Below are 19,096 nucleotides of genomic sequence, written 5' to 3'. Positions count from 1 at the left end.
AGCTATTAGCCATTAATTTGACCAGCCCTGAAAATCCACGAGCCTTTGAAAATCAAGGCCCTGTGGATCCGGTTCAGCCAGATATCAGCGGGCTGTGATTTTCCAGGCACGGTGGATCTTGCCGTTACGGGCAAAGTCCGGGTCGATGGTCTGGGCGGTGATTTCCTCGACCGCATAACGCACGGTGAGGTTCTCTTCGAGCTCGAACTTGCGGAAGTTGTTGGAGAAGTACAACACCCCACCCGGTGCCAGCCGCGCCATGGCCAGGTCAATCAACTGCACCTGATCACGCTGCACGTCAAAAATCCCTTCCATGCGCTTGGAGTTGGAGAAGGTCGGCGGGTCGATGAAGATCAGGTCGAACTCGTCACGGCAAGTGTCGAGCCAGGCCATCACGTCACCCTGCTCCAGGCGATTCTTGTCGGAGAAGCCGTTCAGCGACAGGTTGCGACGCGCCCAGTCCAGATAGGTTTTCGACAGGTCGACGCTGGTAGTGCTGCGCGCGCCGCCCTTGGCCGCATGAACACTGGCGGTCGCGGTGTAGCAATACAGATTGAGGAAGCGCTTGCCGGCCGCTTCTTTCTGAATGCGCATGCGCATCGGGCGGTGGTCGAGGAACAGACCGGTGTCGAGGTAGTCGGTGAGGTTGACCAGCAGCTTCACGCCGCCTTCATTGACCTCGACGAACTTGCCCTGGGCCGCCTGGCGCTCGTACTGCTTGGTGCCGCTCTGACGTTCGCGGCGCTTGACCACCACGCGGCTCTTGTCGATGTTCAGTGCCTGGGGAATCGCAGCCAGGGCATCGAACATCCGTGCCGAGGCTTTTTCCGGATCAATGGATTTTGGTGCGACGTATTCCTGAACGTGGACCCAATCCTGATAGAGATCGATGGCCATCGAGTATTCCGGCATGTCGGCATCGTAGACGCGATAGCAGTCAATGCCTTCACGCTTGACCCACTTGCCCAGCGCCTTGAGGTTCTTTTGCAGACGGTTGGCAAACATCTGCCCGCCTTCGCTCAAGCGCGGCTGTTCGATCACCACCGGTGCCGGTTTGATCGGGTTGCCGTTCTTGTTGTATTTCTCGTACTTGCCCGGCGCTACGTCGTTGTCGGCGATTTCGACTTCGGCCTGCTCACGCTCGACCTGACGTTGCTCCGGCGTACGGCGCTCGCCCGTGACGAACTGATCCGGTGTGACCTTGATCAGCAACAACTTGCACGGCAATGCGCCGTTCCAGAACGAATACTGTTTGTGGCTGCGGATGCCCATGCGCTTGCCCAGATCCGGGGCGCCGGTGAAGACCGCCGCCTCCCAGTTCAGGCAAGCCTGGCGCAGACGCTCGCCGAGGTTCTGGTAGAGATAGAGCAGGCTTGCTTCATCACCCAGACGCTCGCCGTATGGCGGGTTGCAGATGACCAGGCCTTTCTGGTTCTGATCCGGACGCGGCTCGAACGTACCGACTTCGCCCTGGTAGATCTTGATCCATTCGCTCAGACCGGCACGTTCGACGTTGTTGCGGCCGGGCTGAATCAGGCGTGGATCGGCTTCGTAACCGCGAATCCACAGCGGCGGCTTGGCCAGGCCGGCCGCAGCACGCTCGGTGGCTTCTTCGTGCAGTTTTTTCCACAGCGCCGGGACGTGACCCAGCCAGGCGGTAAAGCCCCACTGTTCGCGACGCAGGTTCGGCGCCATGTCGGCGGCAATCATCGCCGCTTCGACCAGGAACGTGCCGACACCGCACATCGGGTCAGCCAGCGCGCCGCCTTCGGCGGCAATACGTGGCCAGCCGGAACGGATCAGGATGGCTGCCGCGAGGTTTTCCTTCAGCGGCGCCGCGCCCTGCTGCAAGCGATAGCCACGCTGATGCAGGCTGTGGCCGGACAGGTCGAGCGACAGAATGGCTTCGCCACGGTCCAGGCGCAGGTGAATGCGCAGGTCCGGATTGAGCTTGTCGATGGACGGACGATCACCCTGCGGCGTGCGCAGTTTGTCGACGATGGCGTCCTTGACCTTCAAGGCGCCGAAGTGGGTGTTGTCGATACCCGAACCATGCCCGCTGAATTCGACGGCCAGGGTACCGTCGTTGAGCATGTGGTCTTGCCACTCGATATCCAGCACGCCGTGGTACAGGTCTTCGGCGTCTTTCATCGGGAAGCGCTTGAGTACCAGCAGCACCCGGTTCGCCAGACGCGACCACAGGCACAGGCGGTAAGCGGTTTCCATGGTGGCCATGCCGCGCACGGCAGAGGTGTGCTCACGGGCTTCTTCAAGGCCAAGCCCGACGGCTTCCTCGATGAGCAGGCCTTCAAGGCCTTTGGGGCAAGTGAGGAAGATTTCGAATTGATCGGACATTGGAATTTCAGAGCCTTTGGCTAAGTGAACCGACAACGCATTGCCGGCCCGGTTTTCAATCAGGCGCTTTTCTAAAAGAGCGCCCGCGTGGCACGAAGGTGTGCCGTTCCACCCCTGCTCGCTCGGTCAAAGGAGCTTAGATGCAGGGGCAGAGAAAAAAGTCGATGTAACAAAATGTCATAACTCGACCCTTCGTCGAATAGTACCCCAGTGCAACGGTGGGGCATTCTCACTAAAGGATTAAGCCTGTCATACAGCGCAACGCTGATCATACCGGGGTTTGCGCAACAAACCCGTTACAAATGCCGTGTTACTTATGGCCATAGCACCTTAATGGTTACGTCCTTATGACAAAACGGTCATTCCCTCGATGTGACGCATTGGTTAGAACTCATCTCAGGTTGACGCCGCAATGACGTCAACACCTTGGCTCGCGACGCCGGCAGCGAGCTACCAACGGCAGAAATATTTTCTGCCTGACCTCGATAGAGGTCGACGCGACAAATACAGTCAACAAGTGAGGGAAACACCCTATGAGAAGACTTAAGCGTGATCCGTTGGAAAGAGCATTTTTGCGCGGATATCAATATGGCGTTGGTGGCAAATCCCGTGAGCTTTGCCCATTTACTCTACCGTCGGTACGCCAAGCCTGGATCAACGGCTGGCGAGAAGGACGCGGCGACAACTGGGACGGTATGACCGGCACTGCGGGAATCCACAGACTCAACGAACTTCACGCCGTCGGCTAATTTTACAGGGCCAATCACTGCGACACGACAATTTGAACACGTAACACCTTAACCACGCACGTCCCATCCGGACGGCGGGCTTCGGCCCAGGGGCTCCTTCGAGGAGCCCTTTTTATTGCCCGGAAAAACCCATCCTGAGCTGTAAATACACCACCTGTGGGATTAGCGCAGGGCGGCGATGGCGTCTACCGACTCACGAATCAACGCCGGGCCCTTGTAGATGAAGCCCGAATAGATCTGCACCAGGCTCGCACCCGCGGCGATTTTCTCGGCGGCGTGTTTGCCTTCGGTGATCCCGCCCACGGCAATGATCGGCAGACGGCCAGCCAATTCTGCGGCCAGGACCTTGACGGTGTGGGTGCTCTTGTCACGAACCGGGGCGCCAGACAAACCGCCTGCTTCGTCGCCATGCTCCATCCCTTCAACGCCGACGCGGCTCAGGGTGGTGTTGGTGGCGATCACCGCGTCCATACCGGTTTCAATCAGCGCCTGGGCCACTTGAGCGGTTTCTTCGTCGGTCATGTCGGGTGCAATCTTGATCGCCAGCGGTACATGCTTGCCGTGGCGCAGGGCCAGTTCTGCGCGGCGCGTGGCCAGGTCGGCGAGCAACTGCTTGAGCGAGTCGCCGAACTGCAGGCTGCGCAGGCCCGGGGTGTTCGGCGAGCTGACGTTGACGGTGATATAGCTGGCATGGGCGTAGACCTTGTCCAGGCAGATCAGGTAGTCGTCCACTGCCCGCTCGACCGGGGTATCGAAGTTCTTGCCGATGTTGATGCCCAGCACGCCCTTGTATTTGGCCGCCGCAACACGGGCCAGCAGGTGATCGACACCGAGGTTGTTGAAGCCCATGCGGTTGATGATCGCTTCAGCTTCCGGCAAACGGAAAATCCGGGGTTTCGGGTTGCCCGGCTGCGGACGTGGCGTAATGGTACCAATTTCGACAAACCCAAAACCCAATTGGGCAAAACCGTCGATAGCCGCGCCATTCTTGTCCAGGCCGGCCGCCAGCCCCACAGGGTTCGCAAATTCCAGGCCCATAACGTTCACCGGCATTTTCGCCGCAGCCTTGCACAGCAAGCCGTTGAGGCCCAAACGCCCGCCCGCACCGATCAGGTCCAGGGACAGATCGTGGGAGGTTTCCGGGGAAAGTTTGAACAACAGCTGACGGGCCAGGGTGTACATGGGCAGGCTTGACTCGATTGACGGCGAAATGAGGCGCCGATTATAGCCGGGCATCGCGTGCAAGGGCGAGACATGCGGGAAAATCAGCCACCCCCTGCCCTGCATCAACGCGAATTTACCAAATCGCAGGCAAAGAAAAGCCCGGCCTAAGCCGGGCTTTTCAGAGCTGCAGGCTAATTACTTAGCAGTAGCTTCAACTTCAGCTTCTACGCGGCGGTTAGCAGCGCGACCAGCTTCGGTTTTGTTATCAGCGATTGGACGGGTTTTGCCGTAGCCGATCGAGTTAACACGGTTTGGTGCGATACCGTCTTTGACCAGAACTTCTTTAACGGCGTTTGCACGACGCTGGGACAGTTTCTGGTTGTAAGCGTCAGGACCAACGCTGTCGGTGTGACCTTCCACAACGGTGGTGGTCTGTGGGTACTGCTTCATGAAATCAGCCAGGTTGCGAACATCGCTCAGGCTGTTTGGCTTAACAACAGATTTGTCGAAGTCGAATTTCACGTCCAGTTGAACGCGAACAACTTCAGGAGCTGGAGCTTCAGCAACTGGCTCTGGAGCTGGAGCCGGTGCTTCTACTGGAGCTGGAGCCGGCTTGTTGCCGCCACCGAAGTTCACGCCCACACCAACAACTGGCATGTAGTTCCACTTGCCGTTGTCCAGCTTGTAGTCAGCTTCAACGCCAGCACGGACGAAGAAGTTTTCTGCGAAGTACAGCTTGGCGCCGCCACCAGCAGTCAGGTAGGTGGACTGGTCGCGACCGCTGTGGCCGTCAGCAGCTACGTTGGTCAGGGTGCCGTATTTAACGCCGCCTTCAACGTACGGACGGAACATGTCGCCAGCGTTGTTGAAGTGGTACTGAGCGTTCAGACCGAAGTTGTCGCCGCGCAGTTTCTGGCTACCAGTGCCATCGTTCGAGCGGGTGTAGTTGTTACGGTCCCACTTGGCGTTGATCGAAACGTCGTCGGTCAAGAAGTAACCGATGGAGGCGCCAGGGTTGAAGCCGTCTTCGACGTGCTTAACGCTGTCGTTGTACTGCTTCTGGTAGAAGAGCTCGCCTTCAACTGCGCCTTGGCCTTGTGCCAGTGCGCCGAACGAAGTAGCGGCAATAAGAGAACCAATGGCCAAGCCCAAGGTGTTTTTCAGTTTCATCCGTTAAATCCCCATCTGGTGATGTTAAAGCAGTCCCTCAAACCGGGGGACAACTCGGCGGCAAGTCTAACAGAACTTGCCTACACGTAAGAGATATTTGCGCTGAACTAAGTTTCAGCAACGCCCGCAAATTTCTCACGCAATTTATCTAGAGCACGTTTGTACCGCATTTTTGTCGCACTCAAACCCATGTGCATGATGTCTGCGATCTCCTGAAACTCTAGCTCTGCGACAAATCGTAGCACCAGAATTTCCCGGTCGATCGGGTTCACATACACCAGCCAGCGATCGAGTCCACCCTTTTCCTCAGGTTTCGGCGCCTTTTCCTCAGACGCTTCCTCAAGGGGGTCCAGACTCAAAGCATCCATCAAGCGACGCTTTCGCCGTTCCTTCCGATACTGCGTGATGCACTCGTTGTACGTGATGCTGTATAGCCAGGTTTTGAACTTCGATTTGCCCTCAAAGTTCTTCAAGCCGTACAGCACCTTCAGCATCACTTCCTGACAGACATCGTCTGCGTCGCGATCGTTCCCAAGATATCGTGCACAAACGTTAAATAATGTTCGTTGGTAACGCCGCATCAGCTCTTCATAGGCGCGGGTCACGTGAAACAGCTCGGTATGCGAGCGCGCGACCAACTCCTCATCAGAGAGCTCGCGGGGGTCGTAGCGCGTGGTGAGCGATTGAGCTTTATTCAAAACAAGTCGGGCCGACAGTCAGGTCAATGTCCGCCGCAGCCCTTACAGGGCATTTTGCGGCGGCATACATTAGCAGGGTTTGCCGGATTAGCGGCTACTCACATGCTGTTCCAGCAGGATCCGATTGGAGAGAGAGACTAGCTCACCCTCGTCGGTCAGCAATGTGGTTTTAACCGTGCCGATCTCCTCGATCTGACCTTCGACCTCGCCAACACGCACTTGTTGCCCAACCTGATACAACTCACGCACATAGATTCCCGCAAGAATCTGACCGGCAATTTCCCGGCTTCCCAAACCCATGGCCAGTGCAACAGCCAGACCAACGGTAATCAAAACAATCACAATCACATGGTTCAGCAGGTCGGTTTTGACCTCCAACTGGCTGATCGCAACCGAAATACTGATGATGATGACCAGGCCTTGGGCAATCCGTCCCAGGCCAGCGGCGTAATCCAGCCCTACGCCCTCTGCCGCGCCGCGCACCAGCCCGTTGGCCAATTGCGCCAGCAAAACACCCACCAGCAACACCAGCGCGGCGCCAAATACTTTCGGCAAATACAGCGCTAGCATGTCAAGAGTAGCTGAAACTCTCTCAAGTCCAAGTGATTCAGCGGCGGAAACCAGAAAAATCAGCAGAACGAACCAATAGACGATCTTGCCGATCAGGGTCGATATCGGCACCTGCAGCCCGGCGCGGGATAATAATTTGGTCAGACCGGTGCCGCCCATCAGGCGATCAAGGCCCAATTTGGCGAGCAATTTGGACAGCAAAGTGTCCAGCAACTTGGCCACCACAAAGCCCAACAGCAGCACAACCAGTGCGCCGAACAGGTTCGGGATGAAGTTGGCGACCTTGGTCCACAACGCGGTCATGGCAGTGACGAGGCTCTGAGTCCAGAGATCAAGTTCCATATTCAATCAGCCTTATCAGCAGTGCGAACAGTAGTTTTACGAAGGCGGGAAACCGGCGAGACGTGGGCCGATCCGTTGTTCACGGCAATCATCAGCGCGGGCAACCAGCGGCCCAGCAGGCTGAACAGATCGCCCGCGCCGACCTGGCGGTTGGCGGTTTTCAGCACGCGACCCAGGCAGGCGTCGTCGTCACGGGCGGACGGCGAAGCATTCAGCATGTCACGTAAAGACTGTTCAAACGGATCGTGCATACGCACCTCTCGTGATGTCTGTGAAAGACGCGATCAAAATTGCACAGGTCACATGGCTCATCATCAGACCCAGCGCAAACGTCGGAATAACCACCACTGTCCGAGCGCCACCGTGACCATCATCAGGCACGCGATCAGGAACCCATAAGGGTTGGCGGAGAACGGAATCCCACCGACATTGATCCCCAGCAGGCCGGTCAGAAAACTCATCGGCAAAAAGATCCCGGTGATGATCCCGAAGCGATACATGGTGCGGTTCATTCGCACGCTCAAACGCCGGTCTTCAGTCTCCAGGACCAGCCCCACGCGCTCGCGGGTCAATTCCAGCTCTTCCAGATAACGGGTCAGGCTGTTGTTCAATTCGTTCCAGTAATCGCCATCGTCTTCAACGAACCATGGCAGTTTTATCCTCGTCAGTTGCCCGAAAATATCCCGTTGTGGCGCGAGAAACCGCTTCAGTCCGGCCGCCCTGCGACGGATTTGCAAAACGGCACCGTGCTCGGGAGTATACCGTTCGTCGGCATCCAGTTTTTCTTCCTCCTCATCGACGATTTCCGAGAGACAGGTGACCAGATCCTGCACCTTGTTGGTGAGGTACTGAGCCATGTACAGGATGACTTCGGACGCAGTTTTCGGTCCCTTGCCTTCGGCGAGCTGCACCAGTAACTCGTCAGTGGCGCGCAACGGGCGCAAACGCAGGGAAATGACGCGCTGGGCCGAGGCGAAAATCCGCACTGACACCATGTCTTCCGGCTCCGCGCCGGGATTCATGTTTATTCCGCGCAAAAATAGCAGCAGTTCGCTGTCTGAAAGCTGTAAAAGGCGCGGCCGGGTGTTCTCTTCCAGCAGCAGGTCACAGCTGAATTCGCTCAGGCCGCTGGATGTGCGCAGCCAGGTCTGGGTCTGCGGATGACTGCGATCCCAGTGCAACCACAGGCTTTCATGGGCCTGCAGCTGCAAGTCATCGAGTTCAGTCCGGGCTAACGAACGCGCACCGCCTTTACCGTCCAGCACCAGGGCATGTACCAGCCCCCACTGCGCGTTTTCTTCCTCGAACATCCTCACCCCTATTATTGAAACAAAAAGCCGCCAGGGCCTTATTCAGGCATCGACAGCGGGCTTGGCGAGATGATCACGCCATTGTTGTCCGCATAAATGTAGTGCCCCGGATGAAACGTGACACCGGCGAAGGTCACTGCGACGTTGAGGTCGCCAATCCCGCGTTTTTCGGTTTTCATCGGGTGACTGGCCAGCGCCTGCACGCCGAGATCAGTTTGTGCAATGACATCGACATCGCGAATGCAACCGTAGATCACCAGCCCTTCCCAACCGTTTTTCGCCGCTTTCTCGGCCAGCAGGTCGCCCAGCAGCGCGCGACGCAGTGAACCACCGCCATCGACTACCAGCACCTTGCCATCACCCTTGAGCTCGACTTGTTCTTTGACCAGCGAGTTGTCTTCGAAACATTTGATGGTCACGATTTGGCCGCCGAAGGAATCACGGCCGCCGAAATTGCTGAACATCGGTTCCAGCACCTGGACCAGCTCCGGATAGGCGTCGCACAGGTCAGGCGTGAGGTAATGGTTCATCGAGAAACTCCTATAAAGAGGAAGACAATCGAGGATGTCGCAAAGTGACCGAAAAAGCGCAATGCGTCATATCTTAGCCGCAAGCCAACCAGAGCGAAATGCCCTTGTCAGAGCATCAGGCTCTGACCGCCGCAGCCGGATCCGCTCGGTCGCCCAGCAGCGGCGCCTGCTGATCAGCCAGCCAGCGAGCCACCAACGGCCATACTTCAGCCTGGGCCGCCTTGCTGACCAGCATTTCAACGTGCCCGAAATTGTCGGCAAAGCCCTGCTCGCGTCCAAGATTGATGAACTGCTTGTGCTCGGAACCGATCTGGTCGAACAGCTTGCGGCAAGCCCAGGCCGGGTCCTGATGGTCACCGGCCGCGCTCACCGTCAACGTCGGCACCTGAACCTCGGCCAGACCGGCCCACCAATCCTTGTCGGCATCGCCAAAACGCCCGAACAGGCCGTACCAACGCATGCTTTCCAGGGCCAGGCCAATGGGTTCGTCCTCCGGGCCGCGCTTGAGCCGTGAACCGGACAGCTGGGCAAAACGCTTGAGAATAAAGCGACCACTCCACTCAACCGGCGGAATTTTAAGCGGCCAGTAGGTGCGACTGACCTGGGTACCAAAGAACGCCGCCGAGGCCACCACCGGCTCGCCGATGTACTGCCCACCCAGCGCTGCCGCCAGGGTGATGCCGCCCAGCGAGTGGCCGATCCAGTGCGGGACCTGGCCGCTCTGCTCGCGCACGAAGGCGCCAATGGCTGGCAGATCGTAACGGGCGTAGTCCGCGACGCGGTTCTTGCGGTAGTTCTGGTTGCGCTGGGAGAGGCCGTGACCACGCATTTCCGGGATCCACACGTCGAACCCCAAACGCGTGAGATAGGCGCCCAGGCCCAGGCCCTTGGGCGAAAACCAGAAGCGGCGATTGGAAAAGCTGCCGTGCAGCAAAATCACGGGAACGCCGCGCACGTGCGAGCCATCGGCCATGCCCAGGCGTGTCACCGCCAGCTCGACGGTGCCGTCAGGGCTGTTGGCGGGTTTCAATCGATAAACGTCTTCGCTCAGATCGCCGCGCCGCTCGGCGCTGATCAGGGCGACAGGAAATAGGTTGCTGCTGCTTTGCATAATGCTCTTGCACAAAAAAGGGCGGCATCCGGAGGAGCCCGCCCTACTTGAATCTTAAAAAGGCCGGTCAGCGACCGGCCTCTTCACTCACTGATCAGGCCGGGGCCTGACCTTCAGCCAGGAAGAACCAGGTTTCCAGCACGGAATCGGGGTTCAACGAAACGCTTTCAATGCCCTGCTCCATCAACCACTTGGCCAGATCAGGGTGGTCCGAGGGGCCCTGACCGCAAATACCGATGTATTTGCCAGCCTTGTTGCACGCCTGAATCGCGTTGGCCAGCAGCTTCTTGACCGCCGGATTACGCTCATCGAACAGGTGCGCGATGATCCCCGAGTCACGGTCCAGACCGAGCGTCAGCTGGGTCAGGTCGTTGGATCCGATGGAGAAGCCGTCGAAGAACTCGAGGAATTCTTCGGCCAGGATCGCGTTGGACGGCAGCTCGCACATCATGATCACGCGCAGACCGTTGTCGCCACGTGCCAGACCATTTTCGGCCAGCAAGTCGACCACCTGGCTCGCTTCACCCAGGGTACGCACAAACGGCACCATGATTTCGACGTTGGTCAGGCCCATCTCGTTGCGCACACGTTTGAGCGCACGGCATTCGAGTTCGAAGCAGTCACGGAACGATTCGCTGATGTAACGCGACGCCCCACGGAAGCCCAGCATCGGGTTTTCTTCTTCCGGCTCGTAGAGCTTGCCGCCGATCAGGTTCGCGTATTCGTTGGACTTGAAGTCCGACAGACGCACGATGACCTTTTTCGGCCAGAACGCCGCGGCCAGGGTGCTGATGCCTTCGACCAGTTTCTCGACATAAAAGCCGACCGGGTCGTTGTAGCCAGCGATGCGCTTGTCGACGCTGTCCTTGATTTCCTGCGGCAGGCCGTCGTAGTTCAGCAGCGCCTTGGGGTGCACGCCGATCATGCGGTTGATGATGAACTCCAGACGGGCCAGGCCCACACCGGCGTTCGGCAACTGCGCAAAGTCGAAAGCACGGTCCGGGTTGCCGACGTTCATCATGATCTTGAATGGCAGATCAGGCATCGCGTCCACGGAGTTTTTCTTGATGTCGAAGCCCAGTTCGCCTTCGAAGATGTAACCGGTGTCGCCTTCGGCGCAGGAAACGGTGACGCCCTGGCCATCTTTCAACAGCTGGGTGGCATTACCGCAACCGACCACGGCCGGAATGCCCAGCTCGCGAGCGATGATCGCCGCGTGGCAGGTACGACCGCCACGGTTGGTGACGATGGCGCTGGCGCGCTTCATGACCGGTTCCCAGTCCGGGTCGGTCATGTCGGAGACCAGCACGTCGCCCGGCTGGACTTTGTCCATCTCGGACACGTCCTTGATAATACGGACCTTGCCGGCGCCGATGCGCTGACCGATGGCGCGACCTTCAACCAGCACGGTGCCGGTTTCTTTCAACAGGTAACGTTCCATGACATTGGCCTGGGTGCGGCTCTTCACGGTTTCAGGACGCGCCTGCACGATGTAGAGCTTGCCGTCGTCGCCGTCTTTGGCCCACTCGATGTCCATCGGGCACTTGTAGTGCTTCTCGATGATCATCGCCTGCTTGGCCAGCTCGCTGACTTCAGCGTCGCTGAGGCAGAAACGCGCACGATCAGCCTTGTCGACGTCGATGGTCTTGACCGACTTGCCGGCGGTGGCCACTTCGCCGTAGATCATCTTGATGGCCTTGCTGCCCAGGTTGCGACGCAGGATGGCCGGGCGACCGGCTTCCAGCGTGCCTTTGTGGACGTAGAACTCATCCGGGTTCACCGCGCCTTGTACGACGGTTTCACCCAGGCCGTAGGCGCCGGTGATGAACACCACGTCACGGAAGCCCGATTCGGTATCGAGGGTGAACATCACGCCGGCGGTGCCGGTTTCGGAACGGACCATGCGCTGCACGCCAGCCGACAGGGCGACCAGCTTGTGGTCGAAGCCCTGGTGCACGCGGTAGGAGATGGCACGGTCGTTAAACAGTGAAGCGAACACCTCTTTGGCGGCGCGAATGACGTTTTCGACACCACGGATGTTCAGGAATGTTTCCTGCTGACCGGCAAAGGAGGCGTCCGGCAGGTCTTCAGCGGTAGCGGAAGAGCGCACGGCCACGGCCATGTCAGGGTTGCCGGCCGACAGCGTGGCGAACGCGGTGCGGATCTCGGCGTTGAGCTTCTCGGGGAACTCGGCTTCCATGATCCATTTGCGGATCTGGGCGCCGGTCTTGGCCAGGGCATTCACGTCATCGACGTCGAGGGCATCGAGGGCGTCATGAATCTGCTGATTCAGGCCGCTCAGTTCCAGGAAATCACGATAAGCCTGAGCTGTCGTGGCGAAGCCACCGGGCACCGATACACCGGCACCTGCAAGGTTACTGATCATCTCGCCCAGGGATGCGTTCTTGCCCCCCACATGCTCTACATCGTGGACGCCGAGCTTATCGAGGGAAACTACGTACTCTACCAAGGTGATCTCTCCACTAACTGTGTTGGAAAAGCTCAGAAGCCGACGACTCGGGGGAGCCTTTGCCGGCTGTATGGCCTGGACCTGGAAAATAAGTGAGAATGCTGACCACTGGCGGCCGGCAAATCGCGCCTATCATATCCAAGAATGATCATTAGCTTAAGGCCAAAGGTGCAAATGAAACGATCTGCTTTTTTCATCTCCGATGGCACGGGTATTACCGCCGAAACCCTCGGTCAAAGCCTGTTGGCGCAGTTCGAAAACATCACCTTCAGCAAATTCACGCGCCCGTATATCGACAACGTGGACAAAGCGCGGGCCATGGTACAACAAATCAACAAGGCCGCCGAAACCGACGGTTTCCGGCCGATCATCTTCGACACCATCGTCAATCAGGACATTCGTGAGATCCTCGCGACCTCCAATGGTTTCATGATCGACATTTTCTCGACCTTCCTGGCACCTCTTGAACAGGAACTGACCGAGCATTCTTCCTACACCGTCGGCAAATCCCATTCGATTGGCACCAACTCCAATTACATGGAACGCATCGAGGCGGTCAACTTCGCCCTCGACAACGACGACGGCGCCCGCACCCATTATTACGACAAGGCCGACCTGATTCTGGTAGGCGTCTCGCGCTGCGGCAAGACCCCGACCTGCCTGTACATGGCCATGCAATTCGGCATTCGCGCGGCCAACTACCCGCTGACCGAAGACGACATGGAGCGCCTGACCCTGCCAAGCGCCCTGCGCGCCCATCAACACAAGCTGTTCGGCCTGACCATCGACCCGGACCGCCTGACCGCGATCCGCAACGAGCGCAAGCCCAACAGCCGCTATTCGAGCTACGCCCAGTGCGAGTTTGAAGTGCGTGAGGTGGAGAATCTGTTTCGACGCGAGAATATTCCACACATCAACTCCACGCATTTTTCCGTGGAAGAGATTTCGGCGAAGATTCTGGTGGAGAAAGGGGTGGAACGGCGGTTCAAGTAATCCCCCCCCTGTGGCGAGGGAGCTTGCTCCCGCTCGGCTGCGCAGCAGCCGCAAAACCGGTGAGCACGGTACGCTTCAGCAAATGAGGTTTCAGATATTGGGGCCGCTGCGCGGCCCAGCGGGAGCAAGCTCCCTCGCCACAATTATTTCAGGCGCTGCAACAAGGCCTTGCCAAAGGCTTCGCGAGCAGGCTCGCTCCCACAGGGGATGGGTGCACGAGGCAATTCCAATGGGGGAGTGGGCTTGCTCGCGAAGAACGATTACACGGTTTCAGCCAATGCCCCCACCAATGTTTCAAACCCTCGAATCAACAACCGGTCATCCGCCACCGCATTACACACACTCGCCCGAACAAACTGCGCCACCGCCCCATGCCCCACCGCAAAGGCTTCAGCGGTCGCCACCAGATAACCCCGCTGCTTGAGCTCCGCCGCGATCTGCGATGCCCGCCACGGCTGCGGCACCTCGATCCAGAAGTGCGGGCTGTTCGCGTGGGTCTTATACGCCAGCCCTTCCAGCAACCCGCTGACCATCGCCTTGCGCCGGGCAATCTCGGCAATCTGCTGTCCCAACAACTGCTCGGCGATGCCGCGTTCGATCCACTCGCTCGCCAACGTCATCGTCAACGGACTGGCCATCCAGCAGGTGCCGCGCACAGCCGCACTCAGGCGACCGATCAAAAGCAGCGGCGCATGCAGATAACCGACCCGCAACCCGGCCGAAACCGCTTTGCTCAGGCTGCCGATCAACACCGATCGTTCAGGGGCAAAGTGGCTCAGGGGCAAGGGCCGCTGCCGCGCCAGTACGGCATGGGCTTCGTCCTCGACGACCAGCAGATTGTGCTGGCGACAGATTTCAGCGATGGCTTCGCGGCGCGCCACCGACATCACTGCCGCCGTGGGATTCTGGATCGTGGGCGTGCAGTACAGCGCCGATACACGATGCTGCTGGCAAATGTCATTCAGCTCATCCGGGCGCAATCCTTCATCGTCCATGGCGATTCCGATGAGTTTTATCCCCAGCATGCGGGCGACGCTGATCAGTCCGGGGTAGGTCAGATGCTCGGTTACCAGCGTGTCGCCCGCCTTGAGCAGGCCCATCAGTACACATAGCAAACCGTGCTGGCCGCCGTTGACGCAGACAATTTGCTCGGCGTTCGGCACAAAGTCCTGATGCCTCAACCAGTGGGCGCCCGCCGCACGATGACGCAGCAAACCGCTGTCGGCGGTGTAACCGCTGATCGATTGCAGGGTTTGCGCATCGCTGCTCAGGGCTTGCAGGCTCTGACGCAGAAACTCCGACTCCTGGCCCGGAATCGGCTGGTTGCGGCTCATGTCGAAGAACGGCTGCGGCTCATCGCTGACATTGCGAAAACCACCATCGCGCGGTCGTTCCATGCCGCGCTGACGCACATACGTGCCATCGCCCACACGCGCCACCACCAGCCCCACCCGCTCCAGTTCGCCATAGGCGCGGCTGATGGTGCCGATGGTCACGCCCAGGCTGTCGGCCAATAACCGATGGGGCGGCAACTTGCTGCCGGTTTCGATCAAGCCCTCGCCAATGCTTTTTTCAATCGCCTCGGCCAGACGCTTGTACTTGACGCCGCGCCCATGGGCCAAGCCCTCTCGCAGGATTGACACCGTGGCAATACTTGTTTTGACAGTCATTGTCGGCCCGAATAGCGTGTTGAAAACAGGTTCAATCAGGGATAGACCTTTTCACCCACCAGGTCAATTCCGACGACGAAAGGAGCTCGACCATGCCCATCGCCCTCAGCGCCACCGCCAACCTGCGCCGCCCCTGGCTGGCGGGGGTGATTACCAGCCTGTTGTTCCTGATTGTGTGCATGAGTTGGGGCACCACCTGGCTGGGCATCAAGATTGCCGTCGAAAGCGTGCCGCCACTGACCGCCGCCGGTCTGCGGTTTCTGATCGCCTTTCCGCTGTTCCTGAGCTTCGCCTTGCTGCGTCGCGAACCGCTGCTGTTTCCACGCCAAAGCCGCTGGTTCTTCGTGTTCGTCACGCTGTCGTATTTCAGCCTGCCGTACTACTTGCTCAACTATGGCGAAATGCACGTGTCGTCCGGCCTCACGGCGCTGCTGTTCAGCTGTATGCCGGTGTTCATCCTGATTTTTTCGGCGTTGTTTCTGCGGGAGAAAATCTACCCTTCGCAAGTGATCGGCATCGCCATCGGCTTCGCCAGTCTGTTCATGATTATCCGCAGCCAGGGACTGCATCTGGATCATGCCGAGCTGTTCGGGGTGCTGGCGATTCTCGCGGCGGCGGTGATGCATGCGCTGTGTTACGTGGTGACCAAGAAGCACGGCACGGCGATCAGCGTGATCACCTACAACACGCTGCCCATCGGCCTGGCGGGCTTGATGCTGTTCGTGGCCGGATGGTGGGTTGAAGCCCCGGTACTGGGCGACATCAGCACACGCTCGTGGGGCGCCCTGCTCTACCTGGGACTGGTGGCGTCGGTGGGTGGATTCATTGTTTATTTCCTGCTGCTCAAACGTCTGAGTCCGATCATCCTGTCGTTTGTGTTCATCATTTTTCCGGTGTTCGCGGTGGTGATTGGGGCTTGGTATGAGGGACAGAGTGTGTCGCGGGAATTGATGCTGTACTCCGCGATTTTGCTGACCGGTTTCGCCATTACCAAATTGCCGGTCGAGAAATGGCTCAAGGCCTGAGGAGCAGCCAAAGGCCGCTCCCACAGGGGTTCAGCGTCAGATCACGAACAAGTCGACAAACCGGTTCACTGGCGTCGCCTCAAGCGTTGCCTGATCCTTGCACAGCGCAAAAATCTCGGCGCTGCGTTGCGCGGTGAAGCGGGTCGCCAGGTTGGCCTTGAACTTGTCTTCCAGCAACGGAATGCCGTCGACCCGGCGCCGACGATGGCCAATCGGGTATTCCACCACCACGTTCTCGGTGCTGGAGCCGTCCTTGAAAAATACCTGCACCGCGTTGGCGATAGAGCGTTTGTTCGGCTCCAGATACTCGCGAGTGAAACGCGGGTCTTCGACGATGACCATTTTGTCCCGCAGCACGTCGATGATCGGGTGCGCCGCATGGAAATCGTCTTCGTACTGCTCCGCCACCAGATTGCCGAACGCCAGCGGCACGGCGGTCATGTATTGAATGCAGTGATCACGGTCGGCGGCGTTGGCCAGCGGGCCGACCTTGGAAATGATGCGGATCGCCGATTCGTGGGTGGTGATGACGATTCGGTCGATCTCGTGCAGGCGATTGCGCACTTGCGGGTGCAAGGTGACGGCGGCTTCGCAGGCGGTTTGCGCATGGAATTCGGCGGGGAAGCTGATCTTGAACAGCACGTTCTCCATCACGTAACTGCCATATGGCCGGGAGAAGCTGAACTCGCGTTTACCCTCAGGCTTGAGCGCCAGATCGTTATTGGTGTGGCTGAACAACACGTCGTAGAAGCCCCACTGTCTGGCACTGAGGACGCCGGGAATGCCCATTTCGCCGCGCATGGCGATATCGGCCAGACGCACGCCACGGCTAGACGCGTCCCCCGCCGCCCAGGATTTTCGCGAACCGGCGTTCGGCGCATGGCGGTAAGTGCGCAGCGCCTGACCATCGGCAAAGGCATGGGACAGCGCCGACAACAGTTGCTCGCGGTTGGCGCCCATCAGCTTGGCGGTGACGGCCGTCGAGGCCACTTTCACCAGGATGACGTGATCGAGGCCGACACGGTTGAAGGAGTTTTCCAGGGCAATCACGCCCTGAATCTCGTGGGCCATGATCATCGCTTCCAGCACCACACGGATCGTCAACGGCGCCTCGCCATTGGCCACGCGCTTTTGCGACAGGTGATCGGCCACCGCGAGAATGCCGCCGAGGTTGTCCGACGGATGCCCCCATTCAGCGGCGAGCCAGGTGTCGTTGTAGTCGAGCCAGCGCACGATGCAGCCAATGTCCCAGGCGGCTTTGACCGGATCGAGGCGATAGCTGGTGCCGGGCACACGGGCACCGAACGGCACGACGGTGCCTTCGACGATAGGGCCGAGGTGCTTGGTGCATTCGGGAAAACGCAGGGCCAGCAGGCCGCAGCCGAGGGTGTCCATCAGGCAGTTGCGGGCGGTGTCCAGCGCTTCTTGTGATTCGATTTTGAAGTGCAGGACGTAATCGGCGATGTCTTGCAAGACACGGTCGTAGTCCGGGCGGTTGTTCAGGTCGACGTTGGCGCTCATGTTCGATCACTCTTGAAGTGGTTCGTTGATGGGACCTCGGTTCAAGTCAAATCTCAGTTGGTTACTACGTTCTTATTTTGAAATGCGATCAAACTGTGGGAGCGAGCCTGCTCGCGAAAGCGGTGTCTCAATCGACATTAATGTTGAATGTCAGCCCGTCTTCGCGAGCAGGCTCGCTCCCACATGGGTTCCGTGTCCGGCTCAGAAAGCGTCGCCCGGCACCCGCACAAACCCTTCCATCAACACCCGCGCACTGCGGCTCATGATGGCTTTGTTCACTTTCCATTCGCCATTGACCAGGCTGGCCTCCGCGCCCACGCGCAAGGTTCCGGACGGATGGCCGAAGCGCACCGCATTGCGCTCGGTCCCGCCCGCCGCCAGATTGACCAGCGTCCCGGAAATCGCCGCTGCCGTGCCGATAGCCACTGCCGCCGTGCCCATCATCGCGTGGTGCAGTTTGCCCATCGACAGTGCGCGCACCAGCAGGTCGACGTCACCGGCGGCAATCACTTTGCCGCTGGAAGCCGTGTAATCGGCTGGCTTGGCCACGAATGCCACTTTCGGCGTGTGCTGACGCTTGGCCGCTTCGTCCAGATCCTTGATCAAGCCCATGCGCAACGCGCCGTAAGCCCGAATGGTTTCGAACATCGCCAAGGCTTTCGGGTCGCTGTTGATCGCGCTTTGCAACTCGGTGCCGGTGTAGCCGATGTCCTGGGCATTGATGAAAATGGTCGGGATGCCGGCATTGATCATGGTCGCCTTGAAAGTGCCGATGCCGGGCACTTCCAGGTCGTCCACCAGGTTGCCGGTGGGGAACATCGAGCCCCCGGCGCCCTCTTCTTCGGCGGCCGGGTCCATGAATTCGAGTTGCACTTCGGCGGCTGGGAACGTCACACCGTCGAGTTCGAAGTCGCCGGTTTCCTGCACCGCACCGTCGGTGATCGGCACATGGGCGATGATGGTCTTGGCGATGTTGGCCTGCCACACGCGCACCACCGCCACACCGTTGCGCGGGATGCGGCTGGCGTCCACCAGACCGTTGCTGATGGCGAACGAACCGACCGCCGCCGACAGGTTGCCGCAGTTGCCGCTCCAGTCGACGAACGGCTTGTCGATGGACACCTGACCGAACAGGTAATCGACATCGTGATCGGCCTTGATGCTTTTCGACAGGATCACGGTTTTGCTGGTGCTTGAGGTCGCACCGCCCATGCCGTCGATTTGCTTGTCGTACGGGTCGGGGCTGCCGATGACCCGCAGCAACAGGGCGTCGCGGGCCGGGCCTGGAATCTGCGCCGCCTCGGGCAAATCCTGCAGGCTGAAGAACACGCCTTTGCTGGTGCCGCCGCGCATGTAGGTGGCAGGAATCTTGATCTGAGGTGCGTGAGCCATGGTGCTCTTTACTCCTTACCTTGAAA

At 59.1% G+C, this 19,096-nt stretch carries 16 protein-coding genes; 3 read left to right on the top strand and 13 right to left on the bottom strand.

What is annotated here, in order from left to right:
• Window positions 1-84 precede the first annotated feature (84 nt).
• Entirely contained in the window at window positions 85-2,355 is a 2,271-nt protein-coding gene (gene rlmKL / locus POF45_RS25700) for a bifunctional 23S rRNA (guanine(2069)-N(7))-methyltransferase RlmK/23S rRNA (guanine(2445)-N(2))-methyltransferase RlmL (protein WP_259501352.1), read from the bottom strand.
• A 533-nt stretch (window positions 2,356-2,888) separates the two neighbouring features.
• On the opposite strand from rlmKL, the gene rmf reads away from it, so the two are divergent.
• The gene (gene rmf / locus POF45_RS25695; RefSeq protein ID WP_003223300.1) at window positions 2,889-3,104 is read left to right on the top strand and encodes a ribosome modulation factor; all 216 of its coding nucleotides are present in this window, start codon (window positions 2,889-2,891) and stop codon (window positions 3,102-3,104) included.
• Between the two features lie 162 nt (window positions 3,105-3,266).
• On the opposite strand, the gene POF45_RS25690 is transcribed toward rmf, so the two are convergent.
• The 9 genes from POF45_RS25690 to ppsA all read right to left on the bottom strand — a co-directional run bounded on the left by POF45_RS25690 (window position 3,267) and on the right by ppsA (window position 12,469).
• Window positions 3,267-4,286, bottom strand: a complete 1,020-nt coding sequence (locus tag POF45_RS25690) for a quinone-dependent dihydroorotate dehydrogenase (protein WP_259501347.1) — start codon at window positions 4,284-4,286, stop codon at window positions 3,267-3,269.
• A 177-nt stretch (window positions 4,287-4,463) separates the two neighbouring features.
• Window positions 4,464-5,438: an OmpA family protein gene (locus tag POF45_RS25685; protein ID WP_259501345.1), complete on the bottom strand. Its 975-nt coding sequence runs from the start codon at window positions 5,436-5,438 to the stop codon at window positions 4,464-4,466.
• A 107-nt stretch (window positions 5,439-5,545) separates the two neighbouring features.
• The gene (gene sigX, locus POF45_RS25680; protein WP_259501343.1) at window positions 5,546-6,136 is read right to left on the bottom strand and encodes an RNA polymerase sigma factor SigX; all 591 of its coding nucleotides are present in this window, start codon (window positions 6,134-6,136) and stop codon (window positions 5,546-5,548) included.
• Window positions 6,137-6,223: 87 nt separating this feature from the next.
• On the bottom strand, window positions 6,224-7,048 hold the full coding sequence (locus tag POF45_RS25675) for a mechanosensitive ion channel family protein (RefSeq protein WP_008027407.1): 825 nt from the start codon (window positions 7,046-7,048) through the stop codon (window positions 6,224-6,226).
• 2 nt (window positions 7,049-7,050) lie between these two features.
• Complete coding sequence (locus tag POF45_RS25670) at window positions 7,051-7,299, bottom strand: CrfX protein (RefSeq protein WP_259501338.1); 249 nt, start codon at window positions 7,297-7,299, stop codon at window positions 7,051-7,053.
• 63 nt (window positions 7,300-7,362) lie between these two features.
• A complete protein-coding gene (locus tag POF45_RS25665; RefSeq protein ID WP_259501337.1) occupies window positions 7,363-8,358 on the bottom strand; it encodes a zinc transporter ZntB in 996 nt (331 codons plus the stop codon).
• Window positions 8,359-8,396: 38 nt separating this feature from the next.
• Window positions 8,397-8,888, bottom strand: coding sequence for a ribonuclease E activity regulator RraA (gene rraA, locus POF45_RS25660; protein ID WP_282317009.1), 492 nt, complete (start codon window positions 8,886-8,888; stop codon window positions 8,397-8,399).
• A 115-nt stretch (window positions 8,889-9,003) separates the two neighbouring features.
• On the bottom strand, window positions 9,004-9,999 hold the full coding sequence (locus POF45_RS25655; RefSeq protein ID WP_259501332.1) for a lysophospholipase: 996 nt from the start codon (window positions 9,997-9,999) through the stop codon (window positions 9,004-9,006).
• 94 nt (window positions 10,000-10,093) lie between these two features.
• Window positions 10,094-12,469: a phosphoenolpyruvate synthase gene (gene ppsA / locus POF45_RS25650; protein ID WP_259501331.1), complete on the bottom strand. Its 2,376-nt coding sequence runs from the start codon at window positions 12,467-12,469 to the stop codon at window positions 10,094-10,096.
• A gap of 174 nt (window positions 12,470-12,643) precedes the next feature.
• On the opposite strand from ppsA, the gene ppsR reads away from it, so the two are divergent.
• Entirely contained in the window at window positions 12,644-13,462 is an 819-nt protein-coding gene (gene ppsR / locus POF45_RS25645) for a posphoenolpyruvate synthetase regulatory kinase/phosphorylase PpsR (protein WP_201196270.1), read from the top strand.
• A gap of 260 nt (window positions 13,463-13,722) precedes the next feature.
• On the opposite strand, the gene POF45_RS25640 is transcribed toward ppsR, so the two are convergent.
• Complete coding sequence (locus POF45_RS25640; RefSeq protein WP_282317008.1) at window positions 13,723-15,132, bottom strand: aminotransferase-like domain-containing protein; 1,410 nt, start codon at window positions 15,130-15,132, stop codon at window positions 13,723-13,725.
• Window positions 15,133-15,224: 92 nt separating this feature from the next.
• On the opposite strand from POF45_RS25640, the gene POF45_RS25635 reads away from it, so the two are divergent.
• Complete coding sequence (locus tag POF45_RS25635) at window positions 15,225-16,157, top strand: DMT family transporter (protein WP_259501328.1); 933 nt, start codon at window positions 15,225-15,227, stop codon at window positions 16,155-16,157.
• Between the two features lie 36 nt (window positions 16,158-16,193).
• Here POF45_RS25635 and prpD read toward each other — a convergent pair whose 3' ends face one another.
• Window positions 16,194-17,678 carry a 2-methylcitrate dehydratase gene (gene prpD, locus POF45_RS25630; RefSeq protein ID WP_282317007.1) on the bottom strand — a complete coding sequence of 495 codons (1,485 nt, stop codon included), beginning with the start codon at window positions 17,676-17,678 and terminating at the stop codon, window positions 16,194-16,196.
• A gap of 201 nt (window positions 17,679-17,879) precedes the next feature.
• Window positions 17,880-19,070: a 2-methylaconitate cis-trans isomerase PrpF gene (gene prpF, locus POF45_RS25625; RefSeq protein ID WP_282317006.1), complete on the bottom strand. Its 1,191-nt coding sequence runs from the start codon at window positions 19,068-19,070 to the stop codon at window positions 17,880-17,882.
• Window positions 19,071-19,096: the final 26 nt, after the last annotated feature.

Source organism: Pseudomonas fungipugnans, from assembly GCF_029955235.1.
In the GTDB taxonomy this organism is placed as follows: domain Bacteria; phylum Pseudomonadota; class Gammaproteobacteria; order Pseudomonadales; family Pseudomonadaceae; genus Aquipseudomonas; species Aquipseudomonas fungipugnans.
The sequence above is the reverse complement of the archived record's forward strand: the minus strand, read 5'-3'. Positions and strand labels throughout refer to the sequence as shown.

What these genes read in the sequence shown, in the direction of transcription:
- rlmKL (WP_259501352.1), bottom strand. Translation starts at nt 2,355, where the DNA reads ATGTCCGATCAATTCGAAATCTTCCTCACTTGCCCCAAAGGCCTTGAA.
- rmf (WP_003223300.1), top strand. Translation starts at nt 2,889, where the DNA reads ATGAGAAGACTTAAGCGTGATCCGTTGGAAAGAGCATTTTTGCGCGGA.
- POF45_RS25690 (WP_259501347.1), bottom strand. Translation starts at nt 4,286, where the DNA reads ATGTACACCCTGGCCCGTCAGCTGTTGTTCAAACTTTCCCCGGAAACC.
- POF45_RS25685 (WP_259501345.1), bottom strand. Translation starts at nt 5,438, where the DNA reads ATGAAACTGAAAAACACCTTGGGCTTGGCCATTGGTTCTCTTATTGCC.
- POF45_RS25675 (WP_008027407.1), bottom strand. Translation starts at nt 7,048, where the DNA reads ATGGAACTTGATCTCTGGACTCAGAGCCTCGTCACTGCCATGACCGCG.
- POF45_RS25670 (WP_259501338.1), bottom strand. Translation starts at nt 7,299, where the DNA reads ATGCACGATCCGTTTGAACAGTCTTTACGTGACATGCTGAATGCTTCG.
- POF45_RS25665 (WP_259501337.1), bottom strand. Translation starts at nt 8,358, where the DNA reads ATGTTCGAGGAAGAAAACGCGCAGTGGGGGCTGGTACATGCCCTGGTG.
- rraA (WP_282317009.1), bottom strand. Translation starts at nt 8,888, where the DNA reads ATGAACCATTACCTCACGCCTGACCTGTGCGACGCCTATCCGGAGCTG.
- POF45_RS25655 (WP_259501332.1), bottom strand. Translation starts at nt 9,999, where the DNA reads ATGCAAAGCAGCAGCAACCTATTTCCTGTCGCCCTGATCAGCGCCGAG.
- ppsR (WP_201196270.1), top strand. Translation starts at nt 12,644, where the DNA reads ATGAAACGATCTGCTTTTTTCATCTCCGATGGCACGGGTATTACCGCC.
- POF45_RS25640 (WP_282317008.1), bottom strand. Translation starts at nt 15,132, where the DNA reads ATGACTGTCAAAACAAGTATTGCCACGGTGTCAATCCTGCGAGAGGGC.
- POF45_RS25635 (WP_259501328.1), top strand. Translation starts at nt 15,225, where the DNA reads ATGCCCATCGCCCTCAGCGCCACCGCCAACCTGCGCCGCCCCTGGCTG.
- prpD (WP_282317007.1), bottom strand. Translation starts at nt 17,678, where the DNA reads ATGAGCGCCAACGTCGACCTGAACAACCGCCCGGACTACGACCGTGTC.
- prpF (WP_282317006.1), bottom strand. Translation starts at nt 19,070, where the DNA reads ATGGCTCACGCACCTCAGATCAAGATTCCTGCCACCTACATGCGCGGC.